Source organism: Cytobacillus massiliigabonensis, from assembly GCF_900199725.1.
GTDB classification, from domain to species: Bacteria; Bacillota; Bacilli; order Bacillales; family Cytobacillaceae; genus Cytobacillus; species Cytobacillus massiliigabonensis.
Genome location: NZ_LT904904.1, coordinates 178536 through 205407 on the forward strand (window position 1 = coordinate 178536; position 26872 = coordinate 205407).

General features: G+C 38.8%; 20 protein-coding genes. 14 read left to right on the forward strand and 6 right to left on the reverse strand.

The genetic code is table 11. The features are described 5' to 3' along the window. Positions 1 to 33: 33 nt before the first annotated feature. On the reverse strand, positions 34 to 1995 hold the full coding sequence (locus tag C1726_RS12235; protein WP_102275787.1) for a catalase: 1962 nt from the start codon (positions 1993 to 1995) through the stop codon (positions 34 to 36). A 245-nt stretch (positions 1996 to 2240) separates the two neighbouring features. Here C1726_RS12235 and C1726_RS12240 point away from each other — a divergent pair, with 245 nt between their 5' ends. The 13 genes from C1726_RS12240 (at position 2241) to C1726_RS12295 (ending at position 20572) form a co-directional block, all read left to right on the forward strand. Then, positions 2241 to 3479: a hypothetical protein gene (locus tag C1726_RS12240; protein WP_102273414.1), complete on the forward strand. Its 1239-nt coding sequence runs from the start codon at positions 2241 to 2243 to the stop codon at positions 3477 to 3479. A gap of 122 nt (positions 3480 to 3601) precedes the next feature. Next, positions 3602 to 4879, forward strand: coding sequence for a DNA cytosine methyltransferase (locus tag C1726_RS12245; protein WP_102273415.1), 1278 nt, complete (start codon positions 3602 to 3604; stop codon positions 4877 to 4879). A 224-nt stretch (positions 4880 to 5103) separates the two neighbouring features. Then, entirely contained in the window at positions 5104 to 9021 is a 3918-nt protein-coding gene (locus C1726_RS12250) for an S-layer homology domain-containing protein (RefSeq protein WP_102273416.1), read from the forward strand. Between the two features lie 820 nt (positions 9022 to 9841). Next, the gene (locus tag C1726_RS12255; protein ID WP_102273417.1) at positions 9842 to 11821 is read left to right on the forward strand and encodes an Ig-like domain-containing protein; all 1980 of its coding nucleotides are present in this window, start codon (positions 9842 to 9844) and stop codon (positions 11819 to 11821) included. A gap of 195 nt (positions 11822 to 12016) precedes the next feature. After that, positions 12017 to 12322, forward strand: a complete 306-nt coding sequence (locus C1726_RS12260) for a hypothetical protein (protein ID WP_142385084.1) — start codon at positions 12017 to 12019, stop codon at positions 12320 to 12322. Further along, complete coding sequence (locus tag C1726_RS26770) at positions 12312 to 12434, forward strand: hypothetical protein (RefSeq protein ID WP_268877021.1); 123 nt, start codon at positions 12312 to 12314, stop codon at positions 12432 to 12434. The genes C1726_RS12260 and C1726_RS26770 overlap by 11 nt, the downstream gene beginning before the upstream one ends. Before the next feature lie 344 nt (positions 12435 to 12778). Continuing rightward, a complete protein-coding gene (locus tag C1726_RS12265) occupies positions 12779 to 14077 on the forward strand; it encodes an ABC transporter substrate-binding protein (RefSeq protein ID WP_102273419.1) in 1299 nt (432 codons plus the stop codon). A gap of 137 nt (positions 14078 to 14214) precedes the next feature. Beyond that, positions 14215 to 15147 carry a carbohydrate ABC transporter permease gene (locus tag C1726_RS12270; RefSeq protein ID WP_102275788.1) on the forward strand — a complete coding sequence of 311 codons (933 nt, stop codon included), beginning with the start codon at positions 14215 to 14217 and terminating at the stop codon, positions 15145 to 15147. Beyond that, entirely contained in the window at positions 15144 to 15986 is an 843-nt protein-coding gene (locus C1726_RS12275; RefSeq protein WP_102273420.1) for a carbohydrate ABC transporter permease, read from the forward strand. The genes C1726_RS12270 and C1726_RS12275 overlap by 4 nt, the downstream gene beginning before the upstream one ends. 67 nt (positions 15987 to 16053) lie before the next feature. After that, positions 16054 to 17070, forward strand: coding sequence for a LacI family DNA-binding transcriptional regulator (locus C1726_RS12280; RefSeq protein ID WP_102273421.1), 1017 nt, complete (start codon positions 16054 to 16056; stop codon positions 17068 to 17070). A 73-nt stretch (positions 17071 to 17143) separates the two neighbouring features. Continuing rightward, positions 17144 to 18073, forward strand: a complete 930-nt coding sequence (locus tag C1726_RS12285; RefSeq protein ID WP_102273422.1) for an ROK family protein — start codon at positions 17144 to 17146, stop codon at positions 18071 to 18073. Positions 18074 to 18085: 12 nt separating this feature from the next. Next, on the forward strand, positions 18086 to 19531 hold the full coding sequence (locus C1726_RS12290; RefSeq protein ID WP_102273423.1) for a glycoside hydrolase family 1 protein: 1446 nt from the start codon (positions 18086 to 18088) through the stop codon (positions 19529 to 19531). A 45-nt stretch (positions 19532 to 19576) separates the two neighbouring features. Beyond that, positions 19577 to 20572 carry a Gfo/Idh/MocA family protein gene (locus C1726_RS12295; RefSeq protein WP_102273424.1) on the forward strand — a complete coding sequence of 332 codons (996 nt, stop codon included), beginning with the start codon at positions 19577 to 19579 and terminating at the stop codon, positions 20570 to 20572. 221 nt (positions 20573 to 20793) lie between these two features. On the opposite strand, the gene C1726_RS12300 is transcribed toward C1726_RS12295, so the two are convergent. From C1726_RS12300 to ahpC, 4 genes are all read right to left on the reverse strand, one after another. After that, positions 20794 to 20973, reverse strand: coding sequence for a sulfurtransferase TusA family protein (locus tag C1726_RS12300; protein WP_268877052.1), 180 nt, complete (start codon positions 20971 to 20973; stop codon positions 20794 to 20796). A gap of 69 nt (positions 20974 to 21042) precedes the next feature. Then, on the reverse strand, positions 21043 to 22272 hold the full coding sequence (gene yedE / locus C1726_RS12305; protein WP_102273425.1) for a selenium metabolism membrane protein YedE/FdhT: 1230 nt from the start codon (positions 22270 to 22272) through the stop codon (positions 21043 to 21045). 304 nt (positions 22273 to 22576) lie between these two features. Further along, positions 22577 to 24106 carry an alkyl hydroperoxide reductase subunit F gene (gene ahpF, locus C1726_RS12310; RefSeq protein ID WP_102273426.1) on the reverse strand — a complete coding sequence of 510 codons (1530 nt, stop codon included), beginning with the start codon at positions 24104 to 24106 and terminating at the stop codon, positions 22577 to 22579. Positions 24107 to 24119: 13 nt separating this feature from the next. Continuing rightward, positions 24120 to 24683 (reverse strand): alkyl hydroperoxide reductase subunit C, encoded by a 564-nt coding sequence (gene ahpC / locus C1726_RS12315; RefSeq protein WP_102273427.1) that lies wholly within the window; start codon positions 24681 to 24683, stop codon positions 24120 to 24122. Between the two features lie 341 nt (positions 24684 to 25024). Here ahpC and hprK point away from each other — a divergent pair, with 341 nt between their 5' ends. Then, a complete protein-coding gene (hprK, locus tag C1726_RS12320) occupies positions 25025 to 25948 on the forward strand; it encodes an HPr(Ser) kinase/phosphatase (RefSeq protein ID WP_102273428.1) in 924 nt (307 codons plus the stop codon). Between the two features lie 146 nt (positions 25949 to 26094). On the opposite strand, the gene C1726_RS12325 is transcribed toward hprK, so the two are convergent. Then, positions 26095 to 26871, reverse strand: a complete 777-nt coding sequence (locus tag C1726_RS12325) for a sulfite exporter TauE/SafE family protein (RefSeq protein WP_102273429.1) — start codon at positions 26869 to 26871, stop codon at positions 26095 to 26097. Between the last annotated feature and the right edge of the window lies 1 nt (position 26872).

Below are 26872 nucleotides of genomic sequence, written 5' to 3' on the forward strand. Positions count from 1 at the left end.
AACTTGTTTAGTAGCTTTGAGCCGTCTCTTATCTCACCGATTCCAGAATCGGCCTTTGGCAATGCCTTTAATAAATGATTCAATCGTGGAGTCTAATAAATTGTAAACACCCGCTCCCTCAAGTTCCACCCTGCTGGAATGTAATGTACGAGGATCACTAAGGGCAAGGGCTAATGGTTTATAATGTTTAAAGGTTGTTTCTATGAATTCCAGGACAGGTGTCTGTATAAGAGATTCAGTGCTGATGACTAATCCAGCATCAAAAAGGCAGGGATCTGTTGTGTTATAAGTATCGGTAACCTTTAGGAAATCATCAAAAAAAGAAACCTTTTTATCGATGATGCTATAATTTATCCGGTGATTTGCTAAAGCCTTAATCCATTCTGACAGAAGAGATACATTGGGCTTCCCATTCAATACGATCGCGACATTCTTGGAATCGGGTTTGTAGATCGTATTGGCCATGCTAAGTGCGGGAGATTTTTTATCTGATTGCATTTCGAAATTTTCCTTAGGCAATGGCGCTCCGATATTGTCAGCTACCTCTTGGGCTAATTGTCGGTCTATATGATTCAATAGAGCGACTGCATTAGCTTTCACCATAGCTGATTTGCATTTGCCGAGTTCGAAGCTAAATGCATCTTTTACATGCTGCCGTTCATAGGAGGCCAGGCTGTTAAAGAATAGTTTGGCCTGGGAGTAGAAATCTAGAAAGCTATCACTGCGGCCTCTAATTTTCTGCCCATCAATCTTTTCTTGATAATGCTCGTATCCACCATGTTCTGCTGGAATGGGTGCTGGCTGATTATTATTTAAACTGTTGCGGTGGTAGCTTGTTTGGCCACGGTGAATCGTCATTTGGTGCATGCCCTCACGCTGATTGTTATGAAAAGGGCAAACAGGCTGATTGATTGGAATTTGGTGAAAATTAGGTCCGCCTAATCGCGATAATTGTGTGTCAGTATAGGAAAATAATCGGCCTTGCAAAAGAGGATCATTGGAAAAATCTATGCCGGGAACAACATGTCCCGGGTGAAAGGCCACCTGCTCTGTTTCAGCAAAGAAGTTGTCGACATTTTGGTTCAATATCATTTTACCGACGATTTTCACGGGTACCTCTTCTTCTGGCCATAATTTCGTAGGATCTAAAATATCAAAATCAAATGCATGCTCTTTTTCTTCAGGGATCAACTGTAATCCAAGCTCCCATTCAGGATAATCCCCCTTTTCAATCGCTTCGTATAAATCTTGACGATGGAAATCAGGGTTTTTTCCAGCAATCCTCTGGGCTTCATCCCAGACCAATGAGTGAACGCCAAGTGCTGGCTTCCAGTGGAATTTCACAAAATGGGCTTGACCTTTTGCATTAATGAGGCGGAATGTATGAACGCCGAAGCCTTCCATCATTCGGTAGCTGCGCGGAATAGCGCGATCACTCATGTGCCACATAACCATATGAGCCGATTCAGGATTCTGTGCAATAAAATCCCAAAAGGTATCATGAGCACTGGCCCCTTGAGGGATTTCATTGTGTGGTTCTGGTTTGACCGCATGGACAAAATCAGGGAACTTAATCGCATCTTGAATAAAGAATACAGGCATATTATTGCCGACTAAATCGTAATTGCCCTCATCCGTATAAAATTTAGCGGCAAATCCTCGAACGTCTCTTACGGTGTCATTCGATCCTCTTGATCCTTGCACAGTTGAAAAGCGTACAAAAACGGGGGTTATTTTGGAGGGATTTGTAAGGAAATCTGCTTTCGTATATGCCTCTAAGGATTCATAAAGCTGAAAAAAACCATGTGCACCAACGCCGCGTGCATGAACAATGCGTTCAGGAATACGTTCATGGTCAAAATGGGTCATCTTCTCACGAAAATGAAAGTCCTCCATGAGTGTAGGACCTTTAAATCCCGCCTTTAAAGAAAATTCATCCTCTGCCATTTTCAATCCTTGGTTCGTTGTTAACGCATGATTTCGTTGATTATCCATGATGTATTGTTTTAATTGCTCAGTCTTTTTATTTTCCACAAGAATCCTCCTCCATATAATATTATTTTGTGCATACCCTTTCTATTGAGAAAAAAACATTTAATAATTTTTCTGAAGTTATATTCATTTATTTGTCAAATGTTGTGGTTAATAAGTACTAATGGATTCGGTATTATAAATATAGGAATTTGGTATTACGGTGAAGATTTTATTATAGGATGATAGGAAGTGAGAGTAAAAATTAAATGAAAACTTTAGCTTTTTTTGAAATCCCTATTGATGTAAAAACAAAGTCAACAAAGGGCAGTTCACCAAAGCTATTAGATAAGTTAATTGAGCAGCTGCAGGGAGCTGCAGAAATCAAAATCTCTTTTTTTCTTTACAATAATCCGTATTTACATAAGGCAATAGAGCTGCTAGCTGTTAAGGGATGCCATATTATTATCTACACAATTCCCTTAAGCGGGTATGATAGGAGAAAGAAAGAGATCACTTTGCCAAACGGAAAAAAAGGACACTATTCTAAATATGAGTATGCTGAGAAAATTGTCCAAAGAGTAATGAATAGTAAACTCCCTATTGAATTAAGATATATTCCTCATACGAACGTTTGGTACGTTCAAAAGACCTCTCGCGGATTAGATTCGTATGCTTTACATAGCAAATCCATTTTAATCAAAAATGGAGACGGATCTTATAAATGCATATCAACCTCATCTAATATGGCATTAGGAGACCCGCCACATAGTGAAAATCTCTTTATCACTGATAGAAAGAAAGATATTCATATGTTTCATACCTATTTTGATTTATTGCATAAACAATCTTTAAGTCTGAAAGAGTACGGAGAATTTTGCCAGCAGTCTTATGATTTCCAATATGTAACGAAGCCTTCAGATATTCAAGATGAATACGGCACATGTTATTTTACTGCGCCTTTTATTAAGTATAATGGAGCAGGGAGTAATCATTATGTTCAAAATAAGATCATTGAATTCATGAAGACAGCGAGACAAAGGCTGTATTTTTGCTTCCAGCATATTAGCGATATAAATTCGTTTGACAAGCAAGCTCAAAACATTGTTAGTGAGCTTGGAGAGATTGCTGGATCTAACCCTTCTTTGGATATTAAAGTGATAAAACAAACTAGATCTAACCATCAAAAACAGGGCGATCGAACAGCCAAAGCAGAACAGTTTTTAAAGTGTTTTAGGAATATAGAACAGAAGGTTCTTTTCCCAATTATCCATGACAAATTTATGATTGCTGACAATAATCTGCTTGTTACCACAGCCAATTTGACATCTACCCAGTTTGCATGGGCAGAAGACTATGAAATGAGGTATCAAGTAGGACAGGAGAAATATAGTATATTAAATACTTTTTCAGATATTAATAGTTTCCATTTTACGCATGAGCATCCTGTTGTAAATGATTATCTGAGCCATTTCAGTCAACTTTGGATGATTGGAGATTGTCTCTAAGAATGATGGGGAATTGGGGAAATAATAATATCTTCCTCTAAAATCTGCTGATTTCTTGCCAATTTGCAGCGATGAACAATTACATCGTTGGTGTTATAATGGACCTTTAGGAGGTTGAATTCATGAAGCTAAACGAAAGAGGACGTGGGAAATATAAACCTGCCTCTGATTATTCCGTTGACGATGTTAAAAACATATTATTTGAAAAAATAGCTGAAGAAGCCTCAAGAATATATGAAGATGACAGTGATATCGAATTGCTGGGTAAAATAAGGTACCAAAAAAATAAGTTCAATATGATCAGTTTATTCTCTGGATGCGGAGGACTTGATTTAGGTTTTGAATTGGCTGGTCTTGCAGCAGTCATTGGAGAAGCAGAAGCACTCGAAGCTTTTAAAGATGAAGAAAAATATAATAAAGTCAGAGATAAAAGTGTATTTCATACGGTCTATACGAATGATATGTTTAAAGAGGCGAACGAATCATACAAGCTGAACTTTTTAGATCATGCTTTACAGCATGAGAAGGATATACGGAAAGTTAAATATTTCCCTAAAGCAGATATTATTATTGGCGGCTTTCCATGCCCAGGTTTCAGTGAAGCAGGTCCCCGTCTCGTTGATGATGATCGGAATTTCTTATATGTTCATTTTATTAGAAGTATTATGCAGTCCCAGCCCGAGATATTTGTAGCGGAGAATGTAAAGGGAATGCTGACTCTCGGAAAAGGAGAAGTAATTAAACAAATTACAGAGGATTTTGCCTCTGCTGGTTATGATGTTCAATATAAATTATTAAATGCCAGAGACTATGGAGTACCTCAATTAAGAGAACGAGTTTTTATTGTTGGAGTGAAAAAAGGCCTTGGTTTCTCTTATAAATATCCAGCCTCAACACATGGAGCGAAAAAAGGTTTAATTCCTTATAATACGTTAAGAGATGCTATTTATGACTTACGTGAAGACCCAGGACCATACTTTACAGGTTCTTATTCAACAATATACTTGTCAAGAAATAGGAAAAAGGCTTGGGAAGAGCAAAGTTTTACAATACAGGCATCAGGCAGACAAGCTCCTTTACATCCCGACGGTCCAGCAATGGAGAAGCTTGGGAAAGATGAGTGGCTCTTGCCTGGTGGAGAAGAGAAGCATAGAAGGCTCTCGATAAAAGAAATTGCACGTATTCAGACATTTCCTGACTGGTTCGAATTTAGTAATGGAAACAATACAAAAGGATCTCTAAATAACAGATTGGATAAACAATACAAACAAATTGGCAATGCCGTTCCAGTGCTGTTAGCGAAAGCTGTTGCTGCGCCAATTGCAATGTTGGCATTGGAAAGACTGAAATCTAGAAAAAATAGTGAAGAACAAGCACATTTACAAATGCGTTTATTTTAGGGAAGACAATTGTCTTCTTTTTTTATATATAAAATTGTCGAATTTTGTCAAAATAACTCATATTTGTTCAGAATTTGTTGAGAACATAATGGTAAGCTACAGTGTGTAATTAGAACTAGTAAGAAAGGTGTGGATTTAGCATCTAACTATTGATAATTGCTTTACTAGTTATTATTTTTATTGTGGAAAATTTACAATCACAGTTAGAGAAAGAGGGACATAGCATGTCAAAAGAGAATAAAAATTTCAACAAGATAATGGCAACTGCTATTACAGCATCTGTTGCAACTAGTGCTATAGTAGTGCTTGCTCCAAGTGCTGATGCTGCAGCAGCTAATTTCAAAGATGTGCAGTCAAATGAATACTTTTATGAAGCAGTAAATAGTTTACATATGCGCGATATTATTAAAGGCTATGATGATGGTACATTTCGCCCATATGAACGATTAACTCGGGCGCAAGCGGCAAAAATAATTGCACTTGCATTAGATTTAGATACATCAAATATCAAAGACCCGGGATTTAAAGATGTTCCTAAGGGGGATTTTGCCTATAAATATATATGTTCATTAGCGGATAAAGGAATCATTGCAGGTTATGGTGATGAATTTAAGCCGAATGATCCTTTAACCCGTGCACAAATGGCGAAGATTATTTCATTAGCATATAATTTCCAAAACAATGATTCAAACCAACTGCCATTTACAGATGTTAAACAAGGTGATTGGTCAGCCGATTATATTGGAGCATTGTTCAAAAATGAAATTACAACTGGAACAACTCCGACTACATTTTCACCTAATAAACATGTTACACGCGGGCAAATCGCATCATTTGTCTATCGCAGTGAGAAAAAGGCAGCACCTGTTCAAATAACTGAGACAGTTTCAAATATTACAAATGAAACACTTGTCACATCTGAGGGAATATATACCCTTTCAAATGAACAGAAAAAATGGATCAACCCTAGTAATCTAGCAGCTTTAAAGGGAGCTGTAATTGAACTAGCTGCAAAAGAGAATGAAATTGAAAAAATTGAACGTATCGAATTAACCGCAAAAGGTTCTATAAGTACAGATCTCTCTAATCCATATGCGAACCATGTTGTTTTTGATGGAAAAGGTGCAACAGTAGATGCGAATATTACCGTGAATGGCGACTACTTCACACTGAAAAATATGACAATCAACGGAGACTTGCATGTTGGTAAAGGTGTCGAAAGCTCCTTCTTCTCAGAATTTACAAAAGTAGAAGGAAAAACGACAATTGATGATTCCTTACAATCTGTAAATCAAACAAGCCCAGCTTATAAAACGCTAGGATTTAAGCTTGCAGCTGCTAATAGCTTCCTGGCAGCTGCAAATGAAACAGCAGCTAGAGGAAGAGTCGTATTCAGTGAATTCCAATTAGGCAATGTGGATATCGATAAGAATGCAGATGTTATTTTCCTATCTAAAACAACTGGAACATCTTTAGTGGGAGAAATCGTAGTTAATAGCAATGCAACATTAACTTCAGATCAATCAGTGACGCTTCCAAAAGTAAGTATTTCTCAGGGAGCAAAAGAAGTTGCCATTTACTCAAATGTAACATCTTTACAAGTGACTGCTACTGGTGAAATAAAACTATCTGGTAAAGGTGACATTGCCAATCTATCCGTAAAAACAAATGCAAATGTAGCTATTCAAACACAAGGAAAAGTAGGTACTTTAGAAACAGTTAATAAAGAAACAAAAATCACGCTAGGAACAGCAACAAAGGTAGGCAATTTAGTCGTTCCATCAGGATCAAAGCCTTCTGATATCATTGGAAACTATGATTCTGTAAAAGAAAATGTAGAACAAGTTGGCGGAACAAAGAATCCAGATACAACACCTGCACCTCCTTCCGGCAACAATGGTGGAGGATCAAGCGATAGCGGAACTGTAACACCTTCAGCTCCAGCTGCACCTCAAGGGTTGCAAGGTGTAGCACCATCAATCTTATTAAATGACGGAAAAATCACTGGATTAGATCGAAATAAGTCATACCAATATAAATTAGCAGCAGCTACAACTTGGAATAATGTCCCTGCATCATCAAACGAAATTACTGGTTTAGCAGCAGGCAGCTATGAGGTCCGTATTGCGGCGGCTGGAAGCGTACCTGCGAGTCAAGCAACAGCAGTGTCGGTTTCTGCGTATCAAGCACAAACAGAAGCACCTACACAAATAGCCGTTATTAATTACTATACAGCAGGTCATGACGAGGTTCTTGTAAATAATGTTCCTGCTGGTGTGACAGTCAAGGTGTACGATGCCAGTTCGAATGGTAATTTAATAGGAAGCTTTACAGCCACAAATACTGGCATAGCTACAGTTCAAATTACAAATGGCTTTAATGGAAATCTTAATAAGGTTTATGTAACATTGACGGAAAGTGGAAAAGCAGAGAGTTCTAGAGCAGAAAAAGGAGTTCCTACTAGTTTTCCTGATGCCCCAACACTTAATGATATTGTGGTAAAAAATACCCTGAGTGGAAGTGACACTGTAACAGTAAAATTACCAACTCCAGCTTCAGATTATTCCATTAGTTTATATGATATAACTGGAAGACCATTATCAGGCTATAGTGTAATTTGGGGTTCAAATGGGGAAAAATATGCTCAATTTGATGGCGGTTTTCTCGATGGTCTTACTGAAATTGATGTAGCAATAGTAAAAATATCAGATCAAAAAACACAATGTGCTGAGAGTTTAAGAACACGAGTGAGCATCCCGCCGGCTAACATAGTTGATGAAAACGTAATACCATTGAATATACAGGTAGACAACACAGGAGTGATCTCTGGAGATACAGCTTCAAACGGTGCAACGTTTAAATACCTGCTTGTCAGTGAGTCAAAAGGAGCAGAAATAAGCTCTTGGAATACGAATACAACTGAATCAGATGTAGCAAATGCATTAGGTGGAATACTATTATCATCAAAACCAACATTGACGGCAGAAAATAATGATAAGCGCTTAGTGGCTATAGGGTTTAAAGATGGAAAAGTAGTTTCTGCTGGGGAATCAGCACCTATTAATATTGAGGGGCTAGGAAATTTAACTGTTTCTGCAACGGACGATGACAACAGTGATAACAAAACAAGTATTAGCGTCAATGAAAGACCAGATGCTGGCAATGAATATGTTTATAAAATATTTAACGATATAAATGAGGCCAATTCAGGTAAACCAGTATTGAATGCAGATGTAAATGAAAATGACGGCTGGACAAACCTACCGAATGATGGTCTTGTAGAAGCAGCCAACGGAAAAATAGTGGTTATCGTCGAAAGAAATGCAACAGATAAGAAGGCTAAAAAAGTTGGTCAAGCAACTGCGGTTACAGAGCCAGAGATTCAATTAATAGAAACAGTTATGTTAGATGGAAAATCAGGTGTCAGTCCACAAGACGGAAATGTGGAAACGATTCGTTTGAAATTTTCATCAAATATTGATCCCGCTTCAGTAAGAGCAGATTCATTTAAAGTAATTGATAATAACAGTATTGAAAGAAACATTGAATCAATTAAAGTAACAGATAAAAATGGAAGAACACGTTTAGATGCTCTTTTTACACAGGGAGAAGAGCAATATATAACGATTAAAGTTTCACCTGTAACGGGTACTTCACCTAATCTTCGTGTCATTCAGCAGGGATCTATAAGAGGGCAAAACGGAGCCGAAATTACAGGAATTAATGTACAAGCAATAGATAGAGCAGCACCAGTCATTATAGAATCAACATTCCATGATGAAGATGCAAACGGTATTGATGCTGAAGATTTAATAAAGATAACATTCTCAGAAAATATTCAATCTATCGATGTTCTTGATCAAGGATTAGTAAATGATTTCATGTTAAAAAACACATCAGAATTTGATTTTGATGGTAATGATACGATTTCATTTACTGGTAATGTCGTTACAGTTAAACTAGGGTCTGAAACAGCAAGCAAGCTATCACATGGTACAACCATTACAATGAGTTCTAATGGAGATAATATTTCCATAGTGGATTTAGGTGGCAACAAAGCGAAGCAGCAGCAACAGCTGGTACCAGGTGAGCAATACTCACAGCCTAAGGATATAGAAATACAAAACATACAAACCCCTTAAGAAAACTAAACGAAACGTTACTTTATAAGCTAGAATCTAGTGAAATAAGTGGGAGGGATTCTAATATCCCTTCTAACTGTCACAACCAATTGATAGGTGAAAGTCCTATCCTTGATAACAGTCTTTATAGTCAAGTGCCTAATCCTCCTGCGTCCGATGATGTGCTAACACACAGAAGGGGCGAAGTCAGGTGAAGTCGTAACTGAGATTGTCAGTGCGGGGCTCCTTAAAAGATGGCTATGGTTAGGAGACGAATCCACGTATAGGCAGGGTAAGGTAATGAGTACTACGAATAGGCTACGCTAGGGGTTTAGTGCTTATCCTTCTCTTTGTAATGAGAGAATGGCGATTCGAATAATTTGGACTGTTAAACGAGTCGTTCTTACTCCTGAATAGTGGGAACCTAAGGTCATCAAAAGCAGGGATGGTTATGATGGAACGTTTGAAGCTTTATTAGAAGAGGTGGGTTAGCACCAGAGACGCTAATAAAGTGGCTGCGGGTTTATAGTAGTGAGGATCGCTAGCCGTTTGGACTTGTATGGCAACATATAAGGAGGAAAAAACTAGCAGGAGCGAAGGGACCCAGTCAATTGTTATTGCTCTTATAACGACTTATTTCCCCAATATCAATGTCGTAACTTTGTAGAAGGGCAAATTATAGAAATATAGATAGTCAAATAGTTTTAACAATGAATATATGATGTGTCCATAAACTGAATTCTAAGCTGAAGAACTTACAATGATAAAAGGGTCGAAAAATATCATTTGATTATAAGAGTACATCTTATTGATGGCACGCCGTATGCGATGAAAGTCGCCTGTGCGGTGTAGACCAGTCGCAAACCTGCTGCGGGTTAAGACGACAAGGGATAGCGAAGTATACGTAGCAAATGCAACAGAACTACAAAATGCTATTTCAAATTCAGACGTAAAGAAAATTACATTAACATCTGATATTTCGATAGATTGCAGCCTAAACCGTTTGGTGAATTTTGATTTTGGCGGAAAAACACTAACAGGTAATGTCACAGTCAATACAAATGAGGCAGGAACGCTAACCTTTTCCAATGGAAGTATTACTGGGAATTTAACAGTTACAACTCCGAACGCAACAGTAAATAATTACGCCGGAGTGACTGGAGAATTAACAATTAATGATGTTAGTTCAGGAACCTGGAATGAGTTTGCCGATGGAAATTCCATTATGTTCAATGATCCCAATCCCAATACTCATTTAAACATTGCCGAGAACAAAACAGTTGAGAATCTTACGGTGAACAGTACAGGGGCAATTGTTAAAATAGGACAAGGCGCCGTAGTAACCAATATGGAATTGACTGAAAGCGCAACAGGTACATCTTTAACCGTTAATGGTACAGTGACTTCATTAAATATTAATGCAAACGGCATTGATCTTCTAGGAAACGGAGTAGTCACAACAATGGGTGGAAGCCAAACTCCTGCATCAACCCAGCCAACAGTTATCAACCATAGACCAGCTATGGAGAGACAGATAGAAGATCAAACTCTTTATGTAGGGGGCAGCAGTCTTACTCTGCAGGTTGGAAATGCCTTTAGTGATATAGATGGAGATACATTGACCTATACGGTTACTTCATCTGATTCTACCGTTGCTAATGCTAGTGTCACTGGTGATACATTAACTATTTCACCAAAAAAAATAGGGACTACTCGTTTAAAAATTACTGCATCTGACGGAAATGGCGGAAGAGTCAACCAATCGTTCAATGTGAATTGTTTAGAAATGCTAGAAGGTGATGCCACTATCAAATTATCAGATACGGCAGAAACTAGCTATACGATTGGTGACGGAACCATTACAAACGTACCATCCGGGAAAGTAGCTGATTTAAAATCAGATGTAGTGCCTAACAAAAGCAGTGCAGCAGTAAAAGTTCTTTCATCAACAAATACGGTTACAAATGCTGAGGAATTTAATGCTGCAACTGAATTATCTAGTACTATGGATATAGAGACCGGGATGGTTATTGCTGTAATGGCGGAAAATGGGACAGTAAAAACGTATACAATTACGCTGGCACCAACGAAAACGGTCGAAAATCTTAATTTTACGCTTAAACAGCGAAATGCGAATGTGACTATTAATTTATCTCCATATATGACTGAATATAATAATGGGGACCTGACACTGACTGAAACAGCCAATGCATCATTGGATGGGAAACTGCTAAAGTTCATTCCTGAAAATGCTGGTACCCAGATATTGCATATATCAACAAATGATAAGATCTTTAATGTCAATATAACGTCAGTGGTCCAAGGTCAGCCAGAAGCATTTTTTTCAGAATATATGGATGCAGGTGATGGACGAATAGCTTTGGAAGTCTTTCATAAAGATAATGGAACTGGACAAGAGATTACTGGGTATGAATTAGAAATCCATCGATATATGCAGGAAACAAAATCAAAGAGTATAATCACAAAGCCAATTCTTAAAATAACGCCTAATATGACCTATCACTTTATGAACAGTATATTTTATGATTTCTTTGATATTATGAACGTTTGGTATTATAACGATGAGGAATTCCTATATCAGCCTAATATGATTTACACCACAGCAATTGTCTTAAAAAGGAATGGGCAAATCATCGATATTTTAGGAGATGTAAATTCTTCTGAACCATTTATGAAGGATGGCGGAACAATTGTAAGACAGAGAGGAATTTATACAGGTTCAAAATCCTTTGATATCGGGGAGTGGGATATTTACCCGAAAGGAACACTTAATTTTTATGGAAATCATATCATTAATTAGTTTTTTCAAGAAATGTAACCTTCTACAAACATTTGATTAAGGTATTTGGGGAAATGATAATGATAATAGAGCAATATATTGACGGATCGCCGTATGCGATGAAAGTCGCCTGTACGGTGAAGGCTCGTTATAAACCTATGATAAACGGGTGAAAGCGAGAATAGCATAATTTATCCAGCGCCAGTACTTGAGAAGATGAGGATTACTGAAAATAATGGTATGTACTATCTTGAAGGTGAAGAAGGGGCGGCTAATAGTGCCATGGAGATTATTGTTTATAATCACGAATCTTTAAGAAATAGTAGTACTGAGGTAAATTATATTGAAGTTAACTCCAATGGATCGTTTGAATCAGTAGAACTAACTGGCATCTCTGTAGATAATGATTTTTGGGTAGTTGCATCATATGACCTAGGTAATGGTGAAAATCGACTAAGTAATGGCACGAAAATGACCACGCCATCTTCATCTAACTCAGGTGGCGGTATTGATGGATTTTGATAAACAACTGGATTTAGTTAAGAGCATTGCCTTAGAAGAGTTCGAACTTAGTGAGATACTGGAGCCGGGCAGAAATTCCTTCTTATCCATATCAAAAGAAAGAATTTTATAGGAAATAATTTCACTGAGTAACAATATTTTGAGACCGTCTTTAGTAGACGGTCTCTTTTTTATTAAAAATATATTGAGGTAAATAAGGAAACCGGTTTCGATAAAATGGTTGATTTTTCTGAATATTAGTTTTATAATCTGAATTGAAAGCGGTTTCCTTCATAAAAAAGACTAAATTTCCTCAGAAGTTTAGAAATCGGTTTCCGAGTTATCTTGCAATAATTTAGTTTTTTGAATCAAATTTTATAAAAAGAAGGTGAATGATACAAAAAAGGGAGAAAGAATCTTGGGTGGAGCTTTCAAATGGCAAGTATTTATTGGCTAAAAAAGTGGGGGGAATGAAAAGTGAGAAGCTTGAAAAAACTGTTCGCTATAGGATTATCGACAGCCCTGGCATTTACATTAGCAGCCTGTAATAACAATGAAAAGTCATCTTCTGATGATGTTGAAAACGGAGATAAACAAGTTACCTTAGACTTCTGGACGTTCGGTGCAACTGGCTATGAAGATTTAGCTAAAGAATACGAAAAAGAAAATCCGAATGTAAAAATAAAAGTAAGAGCGGCTGAAACAGCAGAGCACCATGATGCATTGTTTACCGCCTTATCAGCTGGGAGCGGTGCCCCAGATATATCAATGCTAGAAATTGACCAGCTGGACCGTTTTAAAGCAGCACAAGATCGTTTTGAAAACTTATATGATCTCGGTGCGAAGGATATTAAAGATCAATACTTGGATTGGAAATGGAATACTGGTGAAAGCAATGATGGTAATTTCTTAATTGGTTTACCGACGGATATTGGACCGAAAGCTTTATACTACCGCGTTGATGTGTTTGAAGAAGCGGGCTTGCCGACTGAACCAGAAGAAGTAGCTAGTTTAATTAGTTCACCGCAGGCATTTGAAGAAGCGGGTTTAAAGGTCAAAGAACAAACGGGCAAACCGTTTATTGATAGTATTGAAATGGCGTTCAGAGCTTATTTAGATGCAGCACAAGAAACCTTCCTTAATCCTGAAGGGGAATTATTGCTAGAAGAGGACGGAAATGCAGTTAAAAACGCCTATGACTATGCAGTTAAATTAAACGAATTAGGTATTGTTGGGAAATTTGAAATGTGGTCGCCAGAATGGGCAAATGCAGTAAACAAAGGGGAGTTTGCAGCAGAGTTAGGTGCAGGCTGGCTGAAGGGCTGGATGGAAGGCAATGCTACAGAAGCAATAGGAAAATGGAGAGTGGCTACATTGCCATCAGAATTTGCTGCAAACTGGGGCGGTTCTTTTATCGCCATTCCTAAGGAAACAAAAAATGCGAAGGAAGCATATGAATTTGTTGAATGGCTAGTTTCACCAGATAACCAATTAAAGTCATTCCAATCAAAGGGACTCTTCCCATCAGCACCATCTGTTTATGATATGGATGAATTCAAGAATAATGAAGATGAGTTCTTTGGCGGGCAGGCAACAGCACCTGTTTTTGCAAAAGCTGCCCAAGATATCAATGGTGCCATTTATAAAGGGGAAAAATATTTCCCAGTTTACCAGGAAGTGCTGAATGCATTAAAGAATGTCCAATCTAAGGGAGCAGATCCAGAAAAAGAGTGGACAGAAGCTATTAAGCGGGCGAAGGATTTATTAAATCGATAGATTAATGGTTTATTAGAGGTGGATGTGGAGCTTAAAGGCTTCACTTTCCGCCTATTGATCGGAAAAGAGGTGTGAAAATGCATTCTGAAAGCAATGAGGAAAAGGTGAGGGAGAAGGGAGATGTGAGTGTCTATCAAATGCCAACGAAGATAAGAAAGAAGCGATACAGGTCTGAAGAAAAAAAGGATAGGATTTCAGGCTATCTATATATTGCACCTTTCTTTATCATTTTTTCTATTATTGGTTTATATCCAGCGTTATTTAGTATTTATTTAGGATTTCAAAAGTGGAATGGGTTAAGTCCAATGGAGTTTGTCGGATTATCAAATTTTAAAATTGTCTTAACAGATCCTCTATTTTGGAAATCGGTTTATAATACAATTGTTATGGGAATTATGGGTACCGCTCCACAATTAGTGTTTGGAATCATTTTTGCCTTTTTGCTGAATCTGGCCTTTTTAAAGTTTAGAAATTTCTTCAGAGTAACAATTTTCATGCCATATATTACATCGATGGTGGCTGTAGCCCTTATTTTCAGCGTGCTCTTTAGTGATCACGAGTCTTCTTTGGTCAATTATTTGTTAAGTTTAGCAGGTGTTGATCCAGTCAATTGGAGCAGTTCTGAATGGGGAACAAAAATTGCTATTTCAATCATGGTATTTTGGAGATGGGTAGGCTATAACACAATTATTTACCTTGCTGGCATTCAAAGCATTCCAAATGACTTGTATGAGGCGGCTACGATTGATGGGGCAAATAAATTCCAGCAGCTGATTTACATTACGATGCCGATGCTGAAGCCATTTATTATCTTAACTGTATTCACCTCGACTGTTGGAGCATTGCAGCTATTCTCTGAACCTACCGTCTTTTTAGGAAATAGTGCATTTACGAGAGATGAGGCTATGACAATCGTTATGTATTTGTATCGGGATGCCTTTAAATTGCAATCCTTTGGTACTGCATCTGCAACAGCCATTATTCTTTTAGTGCTGATTACCGTATTTGCAGTGATTAATACATCATTAATTGCGAAGGGTGGCAGAAAGAAGCGGGGTGAAAACGCATGAGTAAATTAGATAAAAGAAGAAGTACCCCTGTTAGCAGAATCCTCATCTATGTACTTTTGTCCATCGTGTCATTATTTTCATTGTTTCCGTTTTATTGGATGTTTGTCATGGCAACAAGCCCTAGTTCCGCCTATAATTCTATTCCGCCAACGGTTACACCAGGGAAACTATTAGTTGAAAACTTTCATAAGGTTCTAGATAAAATTGATTTTTTTCAGTCAATGTGGAATTCTTTCGTAGTCTGTTCAATTGTCACTATTGTTGTTTTATTTATAAGTTCATTAGCTGGATTTGCTTTTGCAAAATTTAAATTTAAAGGGAAAAATATTCTCTTTATGGCCATCCTTTTAACGATGATTATTCCGCCGCAATTAGGGTTAATTCCGCAGTATTTCTTAATTTCCAAGGCAGGATTACTCGATACATTGCCAGGCGTGATGATATTGTTCTTCCTAAATCCGCTCGGTATTTTTCTAATGAGGCAATATATTAGTGAATCTGTACCGGATGAGTTAATTGAAGCTGCGAAATTAGATGGCTGCTCCAATTTTAAAATTTATCGAAGCATTGTGCTTCCGATTATTCTTCCTGCCTTTGCTACTCTAGGTATAATTGTGTTTTCGGCAGCATGGGGAGAGTTCCTCTGGCAGTTTACTGTTTTAAGGGATCCGGAACAATATACGATTCAAGTAGCACTAGCACAATTGAGCAATACACAGAATGTTGATTTCGGAATGATTTTATCTGGAGTATTCTGGGCAACTGTGCCGCTATTAATTATTTTCTTATTGTTTAACCGTCTATTCATTTCGAGTATTACCGAAGGATCCGTGAAGTAGAAAGCCATAGCGAAATAATCTAACAAAGATTATCAATTATTTTCTTATGAAATAGAAGGGATTAGAGATGAATTTAACTATTAAAGATATCGCACAAATGGCAGGCGTTTCTCAAGGCACTGTTTCAAAGGTAATTAATAATTATGCAGGCGTTAGTGAGAAAACGAAGAAACAGGTAATGGATGTCATTACAAAAATGGGGTATGAGCCTAACTTTTCTGCTAGAACATTGGCAACGAAAAAGTCTAATCTTATCGGTCTTATTTACGCAGGGAAAATTAATGTTGATATGACACACCCTTACTTCAACGAAGTTATCTCATCATTTAAAAAAAATATTGGTTTACTAGGTTATGATATTTTAATGTTTTCCAATGAGCTTTTTCAATCAGACAATGGGAGTTATCTTGCACGCTGCAAACATTTCCATGTAGATGGCTGTTTGGTCATTGCTGGGGAGGAAGTAGAGGAGGCTGTCTTTGATTTAGCAAAGGAAGGTTTCCCTTGTATCGGAATTGATATTGAATTGAATGGTCCGAAGTCTAGTTACATCATGACGGATAATATTGATTTATCGAGAAAAGTAGTTGAGTATTTGTATCTGCATTCTTTAAAAAGGATCGGTTATATCGGAGGAAAATGGGATTCAACGATATCGAATTTAAGGAATAAAGGATTCTTTGAGGCAATGAATCAATTCGGTTTAGACGTTCGTGATGAGTGGATTCAGTACGGTGATTTTCATGAGGAAAGCGGATATGAAGCGATGAAAAGAATTTTAAAGTGCGAAGAGTATCCAGAAGCTATCTTTGCCATCTCTGACTTGATGGCACTTGGTGCATTAAGAGCATTGAAGGAGGAGGGACTTCATGCCCCTCACGATATTCGGATCATCGGATGTGATGATATTGCGGCATGCCGCTATAGTGACCCAAAACTTACTTCAGTTAAGCAAGATAAAGAGAAATTTGGAAAACTATCAGCTTATATGCTGAATGATTTAATAAATGGAGAGTCACAATTAAAGCCTGTATTAATTGACTCCGAATTAATTATTCGTGAGTCATGCGGTACGAAAGAGTGACGTTTCAATCCCGTTCTTAGCAAGACCTCATGGATAGACATTCTGCTTTAAAGGGTTGATAGGAGGTTGTTTTGTGAATTACTATGCGGTTCTAGATGTTGGAGGTTCCTCCATTAAATATGCCCTTATGGATGAATTGGGGGAGTTTATCGAAAAATCCTCTGTTCCGACTCCTAAAGAGAGTCTCGATTTGTTTTTGGATCAAGTGCATTTTATTGTGAAGGATTATCAAAGAAATTATGAGGTAAAAGGAATGGCCGTTAGTATGCCAGGTGCTGTGAATGTTAAAACAGGGTATATTGCTGGACTAAGTGCACTTCCTTATATCCATGGACCGAATATGAAGGAACTTCTCCGGGAAAGAACACATTTAACGGTTGAAATGGAAAATGATGCGAATTGTGCAGCACTAGCAGAAGGGTGGATTGGCGCTGCAAAGGATGTCATGGATTACTTGTGTCTTGTGATTGGTACTGGCATCGGCGGTGCAGTCGTACTTAATAAAAATATTCGCCATGGGAAAAACCGATTTTGTGGAGAATTTGGCTATATGATTATGGAGGACTACCTCGACAAGCCAGATGGGGAAACATTAAGCTCATTAGCTGCAGTAGGTGGATTGATTAACAATGTAGCCAAGCGAAAAGGAATGGACCCAGCTAGACTTACTGGCAAAAAAGTGTTCCAATTAGCTGAAAATGGGGATGAAGAGGTGAAGGATGAAGTAGAAAGGTTCATGAAGCGGATCGCTGTTGGAATATATAATTTGCAGTATATGCTTGATCCGGAGAAGATTTTGATTGGCGGAGCCATCAGCAGCCGTGAAGGTTTTATTGAACAGATTAATGAAATACTATCCCAGATGAAGCGCAGCCAAAATGACTTAACAATTACCGTTGAAAAATGTCAGTTTGGCAATGATTCCAATTTAATTGGTGCCTTGTATCATTTCTTGCAAAGGCAATCTGCCGATGAAAAAAGAGAGGCCATTCTCAATGAATAAGGGGCGTGTGAAATGAGTCATCAAACACTAAAATGTTTTCCTAAGGATTTTTTATGGGGGGCAGCATCTGCGGCTTATCAAGTGGAGGGTGCTTGGGATAAAGATGAAAAAGGGATCTCGAATTGGGATCAGTTTGTCCGGATTCCGGGAAAAACGTATAAAGGAACAACAGGGGATGTGGCTGTAGACCACTATCATCGTTATCAGGAAGATGTGGAATTGATGGCGGAAATGGGATTAAAAGCCTATCGTTTTTCTGTCGCCTGGACCCGAATTTTTCCGAATGGGCGAGGGAAAGTGAATGAAAAAGGAATAGAGTTTTATAACAATTTAATTAATGAATTAATAAAAAATGGCATTGAACCAGTTTTGACCCTCTATCATTGGGATTTGCCACAGTCACTGCAGGAAGAATACGGAGGCTGGGAATCAAGAAGGGTAATTGAGGATTTTACAAATTATAGTGTTGAATTATTTAAACGCTTTGGTGATCGTGTGAAATATTGGGTTAGTTTAAATGAACAAAATATATTCACGAGCCACGGCTATCTTCATGCTACCCATCCGCCAGGGATGAATGATGAAAAATTATTTTACCAGGTCAATCATCACGCCAATCTTGCCAATGCCAGTGTCATAAAGGAGTTTCGCAAATATGTTCCGGATGGAAAAATTGGCCCCAGCTTTGCCTACTCACCTGCTTATGCAGCGTCTTCCAAACCAGTAGACGTCCTAGCGGCGGAAGATGCAGAAGAGTTAAACAGTTATTGGTGGATGGATATCTATGCATGGGGGAAATACCCGAAAATGGCATGGAGCTATTTGCAGGAAAAGGGGGTTGCCCCTGCTATTGAAGAAGGAGATTTCGAATTACTGAAAGCAGGTACGCCAGATTTTATGGGAGTAAACTATTATCAGTCAACAACTTTTGAAGTCAATCCCTTAGAAGGCGGTGTCGGCGCGGGGAAAATGAATACAACTGGTGAAAAAGGGACTTCAAAGGATTCGGGAATACCTGGATTATTTAAAACGACAGCGAATCCCAATGTGGAAAGGACAAATTGGGATTGGAATATTGATCCACAAGGTTTACGAATTTCCTTACGCAGAATAACTAGCCGTTATGATTTGCCGATATTGATTAGTGAAAATGGGCTGGGTGAATATGATCAGGTGGAGCAGGGGGATGTCATTAATGATGATTACCGCATTGAGTACCTCCGCTCACATATCCTTGCTATTCAAGAAGCCGTTTCAGATGGAGTTGATCTGTTCGGTTATTGCGTGTGGTCATTCACTGACCTATTAAGCTGGTTAAATGGCTTCCAAAAACGCTACGGTTTCGTATATGTGAATCAGCATGAGGAAGGAAATCACGACCTCCGCCGAATAAAGAAGAAAAGCTTTTATTGGTATAAAGAGGTTATTGATACTAATGGAGGAAACTGTTCTGGCTAAGATCGGACTTCAAATATGCTGTATCGCAGAAAGGGGAATAGGACAATGGAGCTTGCAAAAGTTCGTTGGGGAATGATTGGCTGCGGTGATGTAACAGAAGTGAAAAGTGGACCAGCATTCCAAAAAACTTCAAACTCCGAGCTGGTTGCTGTTATGAGGAGAACAGGAAAGCTAGCAGAAGATTATGCCAAGAGACACAATGTGCGGAAATGGTACGATGATGCAGATGAACTTATTAACGATCCAGAGGTCGATGCTGTCTATATCGCAACTCCACCTAGTTCACATAAAGAATATACCATTAAAACGGCTAAGGCAGGGAAACCAGTTTATGTAGAAAAGCCAATGGCACTTAATTTTGCAGAATGCAATGAAATGATTGCTGTCTGCAAGGCTGCCGAAGTTCCATTATATGTTGCTTATTACCGGAGGGCACAGCCTAAATTTATTAAAATTAAAGAGCTGTTAGATAAACATATGATTGGAGATGTTCGTTTCGTATCAACCACACACTATCAAAATGCCGCCGGGGATGTAAGAAATAAACAAAATCCCCCTTGGAGAATCCAGCCTGAATTGTCTGGTGGGGGGCTATTTTTTGATTTAGGCTGCCACACACTCGATATATTAGACTTCTTGCTGGGACCAATAAAAGATGTGCATGGATTTGCTGCAAATCAAGCCGGATACTATCATGCTGAGGATATCGTAACAGGCATTTATCAATTTGAATCTGGCATCCATGGTGTTGGAGCTTGGTGTTTTTCAGCTTATGAATCTGTAGATTTAAATGAAATTATCGGCAGTAAAGGGAAAATAACCTTTTCTACATTTGGTCATGATCCGGTTCTGCTAACGACAGACAGCGGGATTGAACAATGGGATTTTCCAGCACTCCAACATGTTCATCAGCCCCTTGTAGAAAGAATTGTAGCAGACTTAACAAAAGGATTTAGTCAAGTCCCAAGCACAGGGGTGACTGGTGCTAGAACATCTTGGGTGATGGATAAAATAGTGGAAAATCGGGGGGAAATAATATAAATAAACAGGCTAGAAAAGATATATGGACGGTAAATGCTTTAGCGGGAACACTCATTCATTCATCGGTGTGGTACTTTTGGTGGGATTAAATCATCTGAAGGAGCCCCTAGATTGAAGTTACTCCCTTTACACAACGAACTGAAAAGAAATACAAAAAAGTCCCCTGTAAGTAGGTTATTCGCATCTACTTACAGGGGACTTTTCAATATTTAATATGAAAACTATTGAACGACTTTAATATAAAAATAGATATCCTGTCCAAATTTCTCTGGCTCTGCTAGAAGCTGATAACCATGTTTGACAGCTTCTTCGGGAACACTTCGAAATGATTGCGGACAATCTGCGATTACTTGGAGGATCTCTCCAATTTTCATTGTTTTTAGCGCATCCAGCGCATAAATAACAGGATATGGTCAAGGTTCACCGCGAATGTCTAAAGTGTAGTTGACATCTATTATCTGGGACATGAATCATACCTCCTCGGTAGCGTGAGAAATCCGTTCCGTTTTTTGCTGTTTGATTCCTGTTCCATAACGGAATCGCTTTTCCCACCAATTTGAGAATAAAAGCCAGGCAGCCAGCATGGCCATTGTTCCAAATAAGGCGCCCATCGGTCCCCATTGTTCCATTAAGTTTACTTTCGGCCAATTTTCCACAAGGGCATGGTAAATGCCGAGATGATCCCAGCCATAGGCAAGCACGGTCGCTCCAATAATATTACCTGCACCTACTACCCAGTATAGCAATTGACCTTCCATTGCCCGATACATCATTCCAGTTTCACAGCCACCTGCAAGTACAATGCCAAATCCAAAGAGGAGGCCGCCGATCGCCGTGCTGGGAGCAGCTACTTTGATAAGGGCAATAGAACCGCTTTGAATATAGAAAAATGTAATGACAACACTGATCATCATTCCAACTGCAATTGCTTTTGACATGACTGCACGGCCGCTGATCCATAAATCACGGAAAGCAGAAGTGAAACAAATTTGCCCGCGTTCAATGAGTATACCAAACAAGGCTCCTGCGATACAAGCAACCGCAAGAAGGGTCTTGCCAATTGCGAAAAAGTAAAAAATGATTGCTAGATATAGAATGGCAAATATAAGACCAAGGATGGGCTGGATATTCCTTTTTGAGGTGTTCTTTTTTCCACCTGGGCTTATCCGGCCTTTTATCATAGTTGGCTTTCCTCGCCACCATTTCGTATTTACAACTTTGACGCCAAAGTAGGTTCCGATGGCTGTGGTCACCATAAAGATCCATGCATGGAACGAGAATTGGGGTACACCTGTGAAAAAGGCAGCTAAATTGCATCCAAGAGCAAGCCGTGCACCAAACCCTGCAATGATTCCCCCAATGAATCCTTGGAGTAATCTCCTCTTTTGTTTCGGTACGCGGATTTTAAAGCTGCTGCTTAACAAAATTGTAATCATTGCGCCAACAAGCATCCCAATGACAATCCAGCCATCTGTTCTGCTAATTGGATTTCCTTCGAGACCCACTAGCTGGAAATACGCCCATTGCGACACATCCATTCCAAACCATTCTAGAATATGCCCGCCGAACCTCGTAAACTCACCAGTAACGGCCCAAACTGTACCAGTAATCCCAAAATACAAAGCACTGACCAGACCTGCAATACCAATGGCGATGTATGGGTTCCAATACTCTTTGAAGACTTTTTTATAAAGATTCATGGAATGTAACTCTCCCTTTTATAGCAACTAAAGAAACAGTCCTTCAGATACACACAATGAGAACGCTCTCTAGAATATTTCTAAAATAATTGTGCAGAAAAAAATGCCTAGGTGGTTTCCAGGCATACTTACTCTTTAATTTAACTATTTTTATGTTATAAGGCAATTCAATTTATCGATAAGTTAGATTGATAGCAATCGTAATTTTGAATATGAAGAACTGGATTTCTTGCTGATCCGTAATAAATAAATAAGCTAGATAGAACATATCAGTTATGACATGTCCCATCTAGCTTGAAATCTATTAATTTCGGATTAGATAATCAAATGCGCCTAAGGCTGCAGTTGCACCTGATCCCATAGAAATAATGATTTGCTTATAGGCACTATCAGTACAGTCGCCTGCAGCAAACACGCCAGGAATATTCGTTGCTCCACGCTTGTCTACAATGATCTCACCGGTTCTAGTGCGGTCAACCGCATCGCCTAACCATTCAGTACTTGGAACAAGACCGATTTGAACAAACACACCTTGCAGTTCAACATGATGCTCCTCTTCTGTTGCACGGTCAATGTAAGTAATGCCGTTCACTTTATCGGTACCAGTAATTTCTTTTGTTTGTGCATTTTTAATGACCGTTACATTCGGCAGGCTGTAAAGGCGTTCCTGCAATACAGAATCGGCTTTAAGCTCAGGTGCGAATTCAATAACAGTCACATGTTTTACAATGCCTGCAAGATCAATGGCAGCCTCGATGCCTGAGTTGCCGCCGCCAATAACAGCAACATGTTTTCCTTCAAACAATGGGCCATCACAATGCGGGCAGTAAGCCACACCTTTGTTCTTAAATTCAGCTTCACCTGGGACGCCAACATTGCGCCAGCGAGCACCTGTTGAAAGGATGACTGCTTTACTTTTTAGAACAGCACCGCTTTCTAGTTCTACTTCTATAAGGTCTTTCTTTTCTAAACGTTTTGCACGCTGTAAATTCATGACATCAATGTCATATTCTTTTACATGTTCTTCAAGGCTTGCAGCAAGCTTAGGACCTTCAGTGTATTTAACACTAATGAAGTTTTCAATGCCAAGCGTATCCATAATCTGGCCGCCAAAGCGTTCTGCTACAATACCTGTACGAATGCCTTTACGTGCTGCGTAAACTGCTGCGCTAGCACCGGATGGGCCGCCGCCGATAACAAGTACATCAAATGGATCCTTGTCAGAAAGCTCTGAAGGGTCTGGAGTGCTTCCCATTTTCGCAAGAATTTCTTCCAATGTCATACGGCCGCTGCCAAAGGCTTCTCCATTTAATAAAACAGTTGGTACTGCCATTACGTTCTTGCTTTCTACTTCTTCTTTGAAAGCTGCACCGTCAATCATTGTATGTGTAATGCCAGGGTTAAGAACACTCATTACGTTCAGTGCTTGTACAACATCAGGACAGTTGTGGCAGCTTAAGCTAACGTATGTTTCAAAGTGGTAATCCCCTTTAATGCCTTTTACTTGATCGATTACTTTCTGATCAACCTTTGGAGCTCTTCCGCTTACCTGCAGTAAAGCCAACACTAGGGAAGTGAATTCATGTCCAAGCGGAATCCCAGCAAACGTGACCCCAGTGTCCTCGCCAATGCGATTAACACTGAAGCTAGGTGTTCTTTCTAATGTTGTATTCTCAACCTTAATTTTAGAGGACATCGTTGCAAGCTCATCAACTAAAGCTAACATGTCTTTTGATAATTCATCCGTTCCTGCACTCACTTTGAGCAGGATATCGTTTTCCAGCAATTGAAGATATTGATCAAGTTGTGCTTTAATATCAGCTTCTAGTATCATTTGTATCTTCTCCTTAAATTTTGCCTACAAGGTCAAGGCTTGGCTTAAGCGTTGCTGCGCCTTCCTTCCATTTTGCCGGGCAAACTTCACCTGGATTGTTGCGAACATATTGTGCTGCTTTAATTTTGTTAATTAGTGTACTAGCGTCACGGCCAATGCCATCTGCATTAATTTCAACAGCTTGGATGACACCATCTGGATCGATGATGAATGTACCGCGATCTGCTTGTCCTAGTTCTTCAACTAAAACATCAAAGTTGCGTGAAATTACATGTGCTGGGTCGCCAATCATTGTATAAGTGATTTTGCCGATTGCTTCTGAAGAATCGTGCCATGCTTTATGTGTAAAGTGAGAATCTCTAGAAACAGAGAATACTTCAACTCCTAGTTCTTGAAGTGCTGGGTATTGTTCTTGAAGATCTTCAAGCTCAGTTGGGCATACAAATGTAAAGTCTGCTGGATAAAAACAAACAACACTCCACTGACCTTTGAAATCTGCTTCAGAAACCTCGAAAAATTCTCCATTTCTATATGCGTGTGCGTTAAATGGTTTAACCTCTGTTCCGATAAGTGACATAATAAATTCCTCCTAAAGTTTGTATTAAAATTATAGATAGGTTGTTCATTGGGTACTGAGAAAAGTTATCTATCTATAACAATTTCTTGTTTATATTAATTATTATATAGGCTTAATTATTAATGTCAACATAAATGCAATAATTATTTTAATTAAATAGTAATTTTATAACTAAAATACTTATTTACTCTGATCTTTTCTACCGATATGCAAGGGGAAAATGATTGCAAAATACAATATTCCATTCTCATTTAGCTAAGAAGCTGGTAAATGGATGACGTTTCCATTCTACTTCAGTATAATTCAACTATAAGAAGAACGAGTAGGGCGGTGAGAGCAGGATGAAGAAGATAACCGTTGAAAAATTGGTTCGTGAGTTTGCTTTGAAAGTAGTAGCTGGTCATAGTGAGCTTCAAAAAGTAATTACACAGTCACGGGTGCATCGTCCAGGCTTGGAATTTGTAGGCCATTTTGATTTTTTTCCGACTGAACGAGTTCAAATTCTAGGGAAAAAGGAAATTACTTATTTACATAAGTTAAGTAAAGAGGAGCGTAAAATCCGAATCGGGAACATTGTTCATTATCATCCTCCATGCTTTATTGTCACGGCAGGTGAAGAAGACCTTACCTACTTAACTCATCATTGCCTCGAACAAGGGATTCCTTTGTTAGTGGCAAAAAGATCTGAGACAACTTCAGAGTTTATTACTAGATTAGATGCGTATTTAGTAAAGGAATTAGCTCCGGAAATTGCCGTACATGGCGTTTGTATGAACGTCTCGGGCATTGGAATCTTGCTTCGCGGGAACTCGGGAGTAGGGAAAAGTGAAACGGCACACACATTAATTCGCCGTGGACATCGTCTTGTTGCTGATGACATCGTTGTCCTAAAGAAGCTAAGCCCCCAAACAATCTTAGGCACGCATGATGAAAAAACGAAGGAATTTTTGGCTCTTCGAAGTATTGGTCTGCTTAATGTAGTTCGTTTGTATGGGCGTAAGGCATTTCAAGATGAGACACGTATCGCTCTTGATATTCATTTGACGAAATGGGAGAAAGATGCCCTTTATAACGATTTGGATCAGAAATTTCATTATACAGATTATATGGGGGTTAGAATTCCTTCTATTGAAATCCAGCTGCAGCCTGGAAGGGATGTGGCGGGGTTAATTGAGGCAGCTGCAAATAACTGGTATTTGAAGCAGCAAGGATATAGTGCAGCAGAGGAGTTCATGAGCAGAGTTAGGGCGGATAACTCCGAATAATGATGAACATGAATCTGTGCTGATTTATTGAGGATGTGATTCGGGGTTACTTTTTTCAATACTGAAGAAAGCCTTCAATTGTCAATCTTAAATGGCGGAAGTGCCTTATTATCAAAAGGTGGCTTCTGTATAAAAAAGAGTGGGGATCAGGCCCCCACTTTTAGCATAACCAGCATGTAAACGGAAGAGAGGATGGTTATGACAGCAATCATTATTTTTAAATGATGAATAGGTACTTTACTTGCGAGGCGAGCACCGGTGAGTATTCCAATAATTGTCCCAAGTAAACTAGCAATAATTAACGTAGAGGTGGTTTCCATATTGGCGTGGGCAAAGTAGCCAAATATGGATGGGATGGCAATGACTACGGAATTTAATAGGCTCACCCCAACTGCCACCCGAATATGGACTCCAAGGCTAACTAGTAATGGGACTAATAAAATTGGACCGCCTGCACCTGTTAGCGCGCAAATAGCCGCTGTTAGGAATCCAAGCAGAATAACAATAAATGATTGATTTAATAGAATAGATTGCTTTGTAATCGTATTTTCATTGTTTTTCTTAAATAGAATAGATAATCCAGCTAGCAGAATAAATAGATAGAGAAGAAGTTCTGCCAGGAAATCAGAAATCAACACATTGATTTGCACACCTAGAAACGCTCCTGGAAGGCTTCCGATGCTCAGGAATATGGCAAGTTTCAAATCCATGTTTTTGGATTTCCAATAGGAATAGGCCCCAATTATGCCTGAAACAGCAAAGGATAGGAAGCTTAGTGCAAGAGAATCATGCACAGGCATCCCTAAAAAACCTACATAAATTAAAGGGAGCAGAAATCCGGAAATTCCTGACATTCCTAGTAAAACACCGATAATTAAATTGGAACATATGACAATGCTAAAAAGAAATAAGTTTGTGAACATG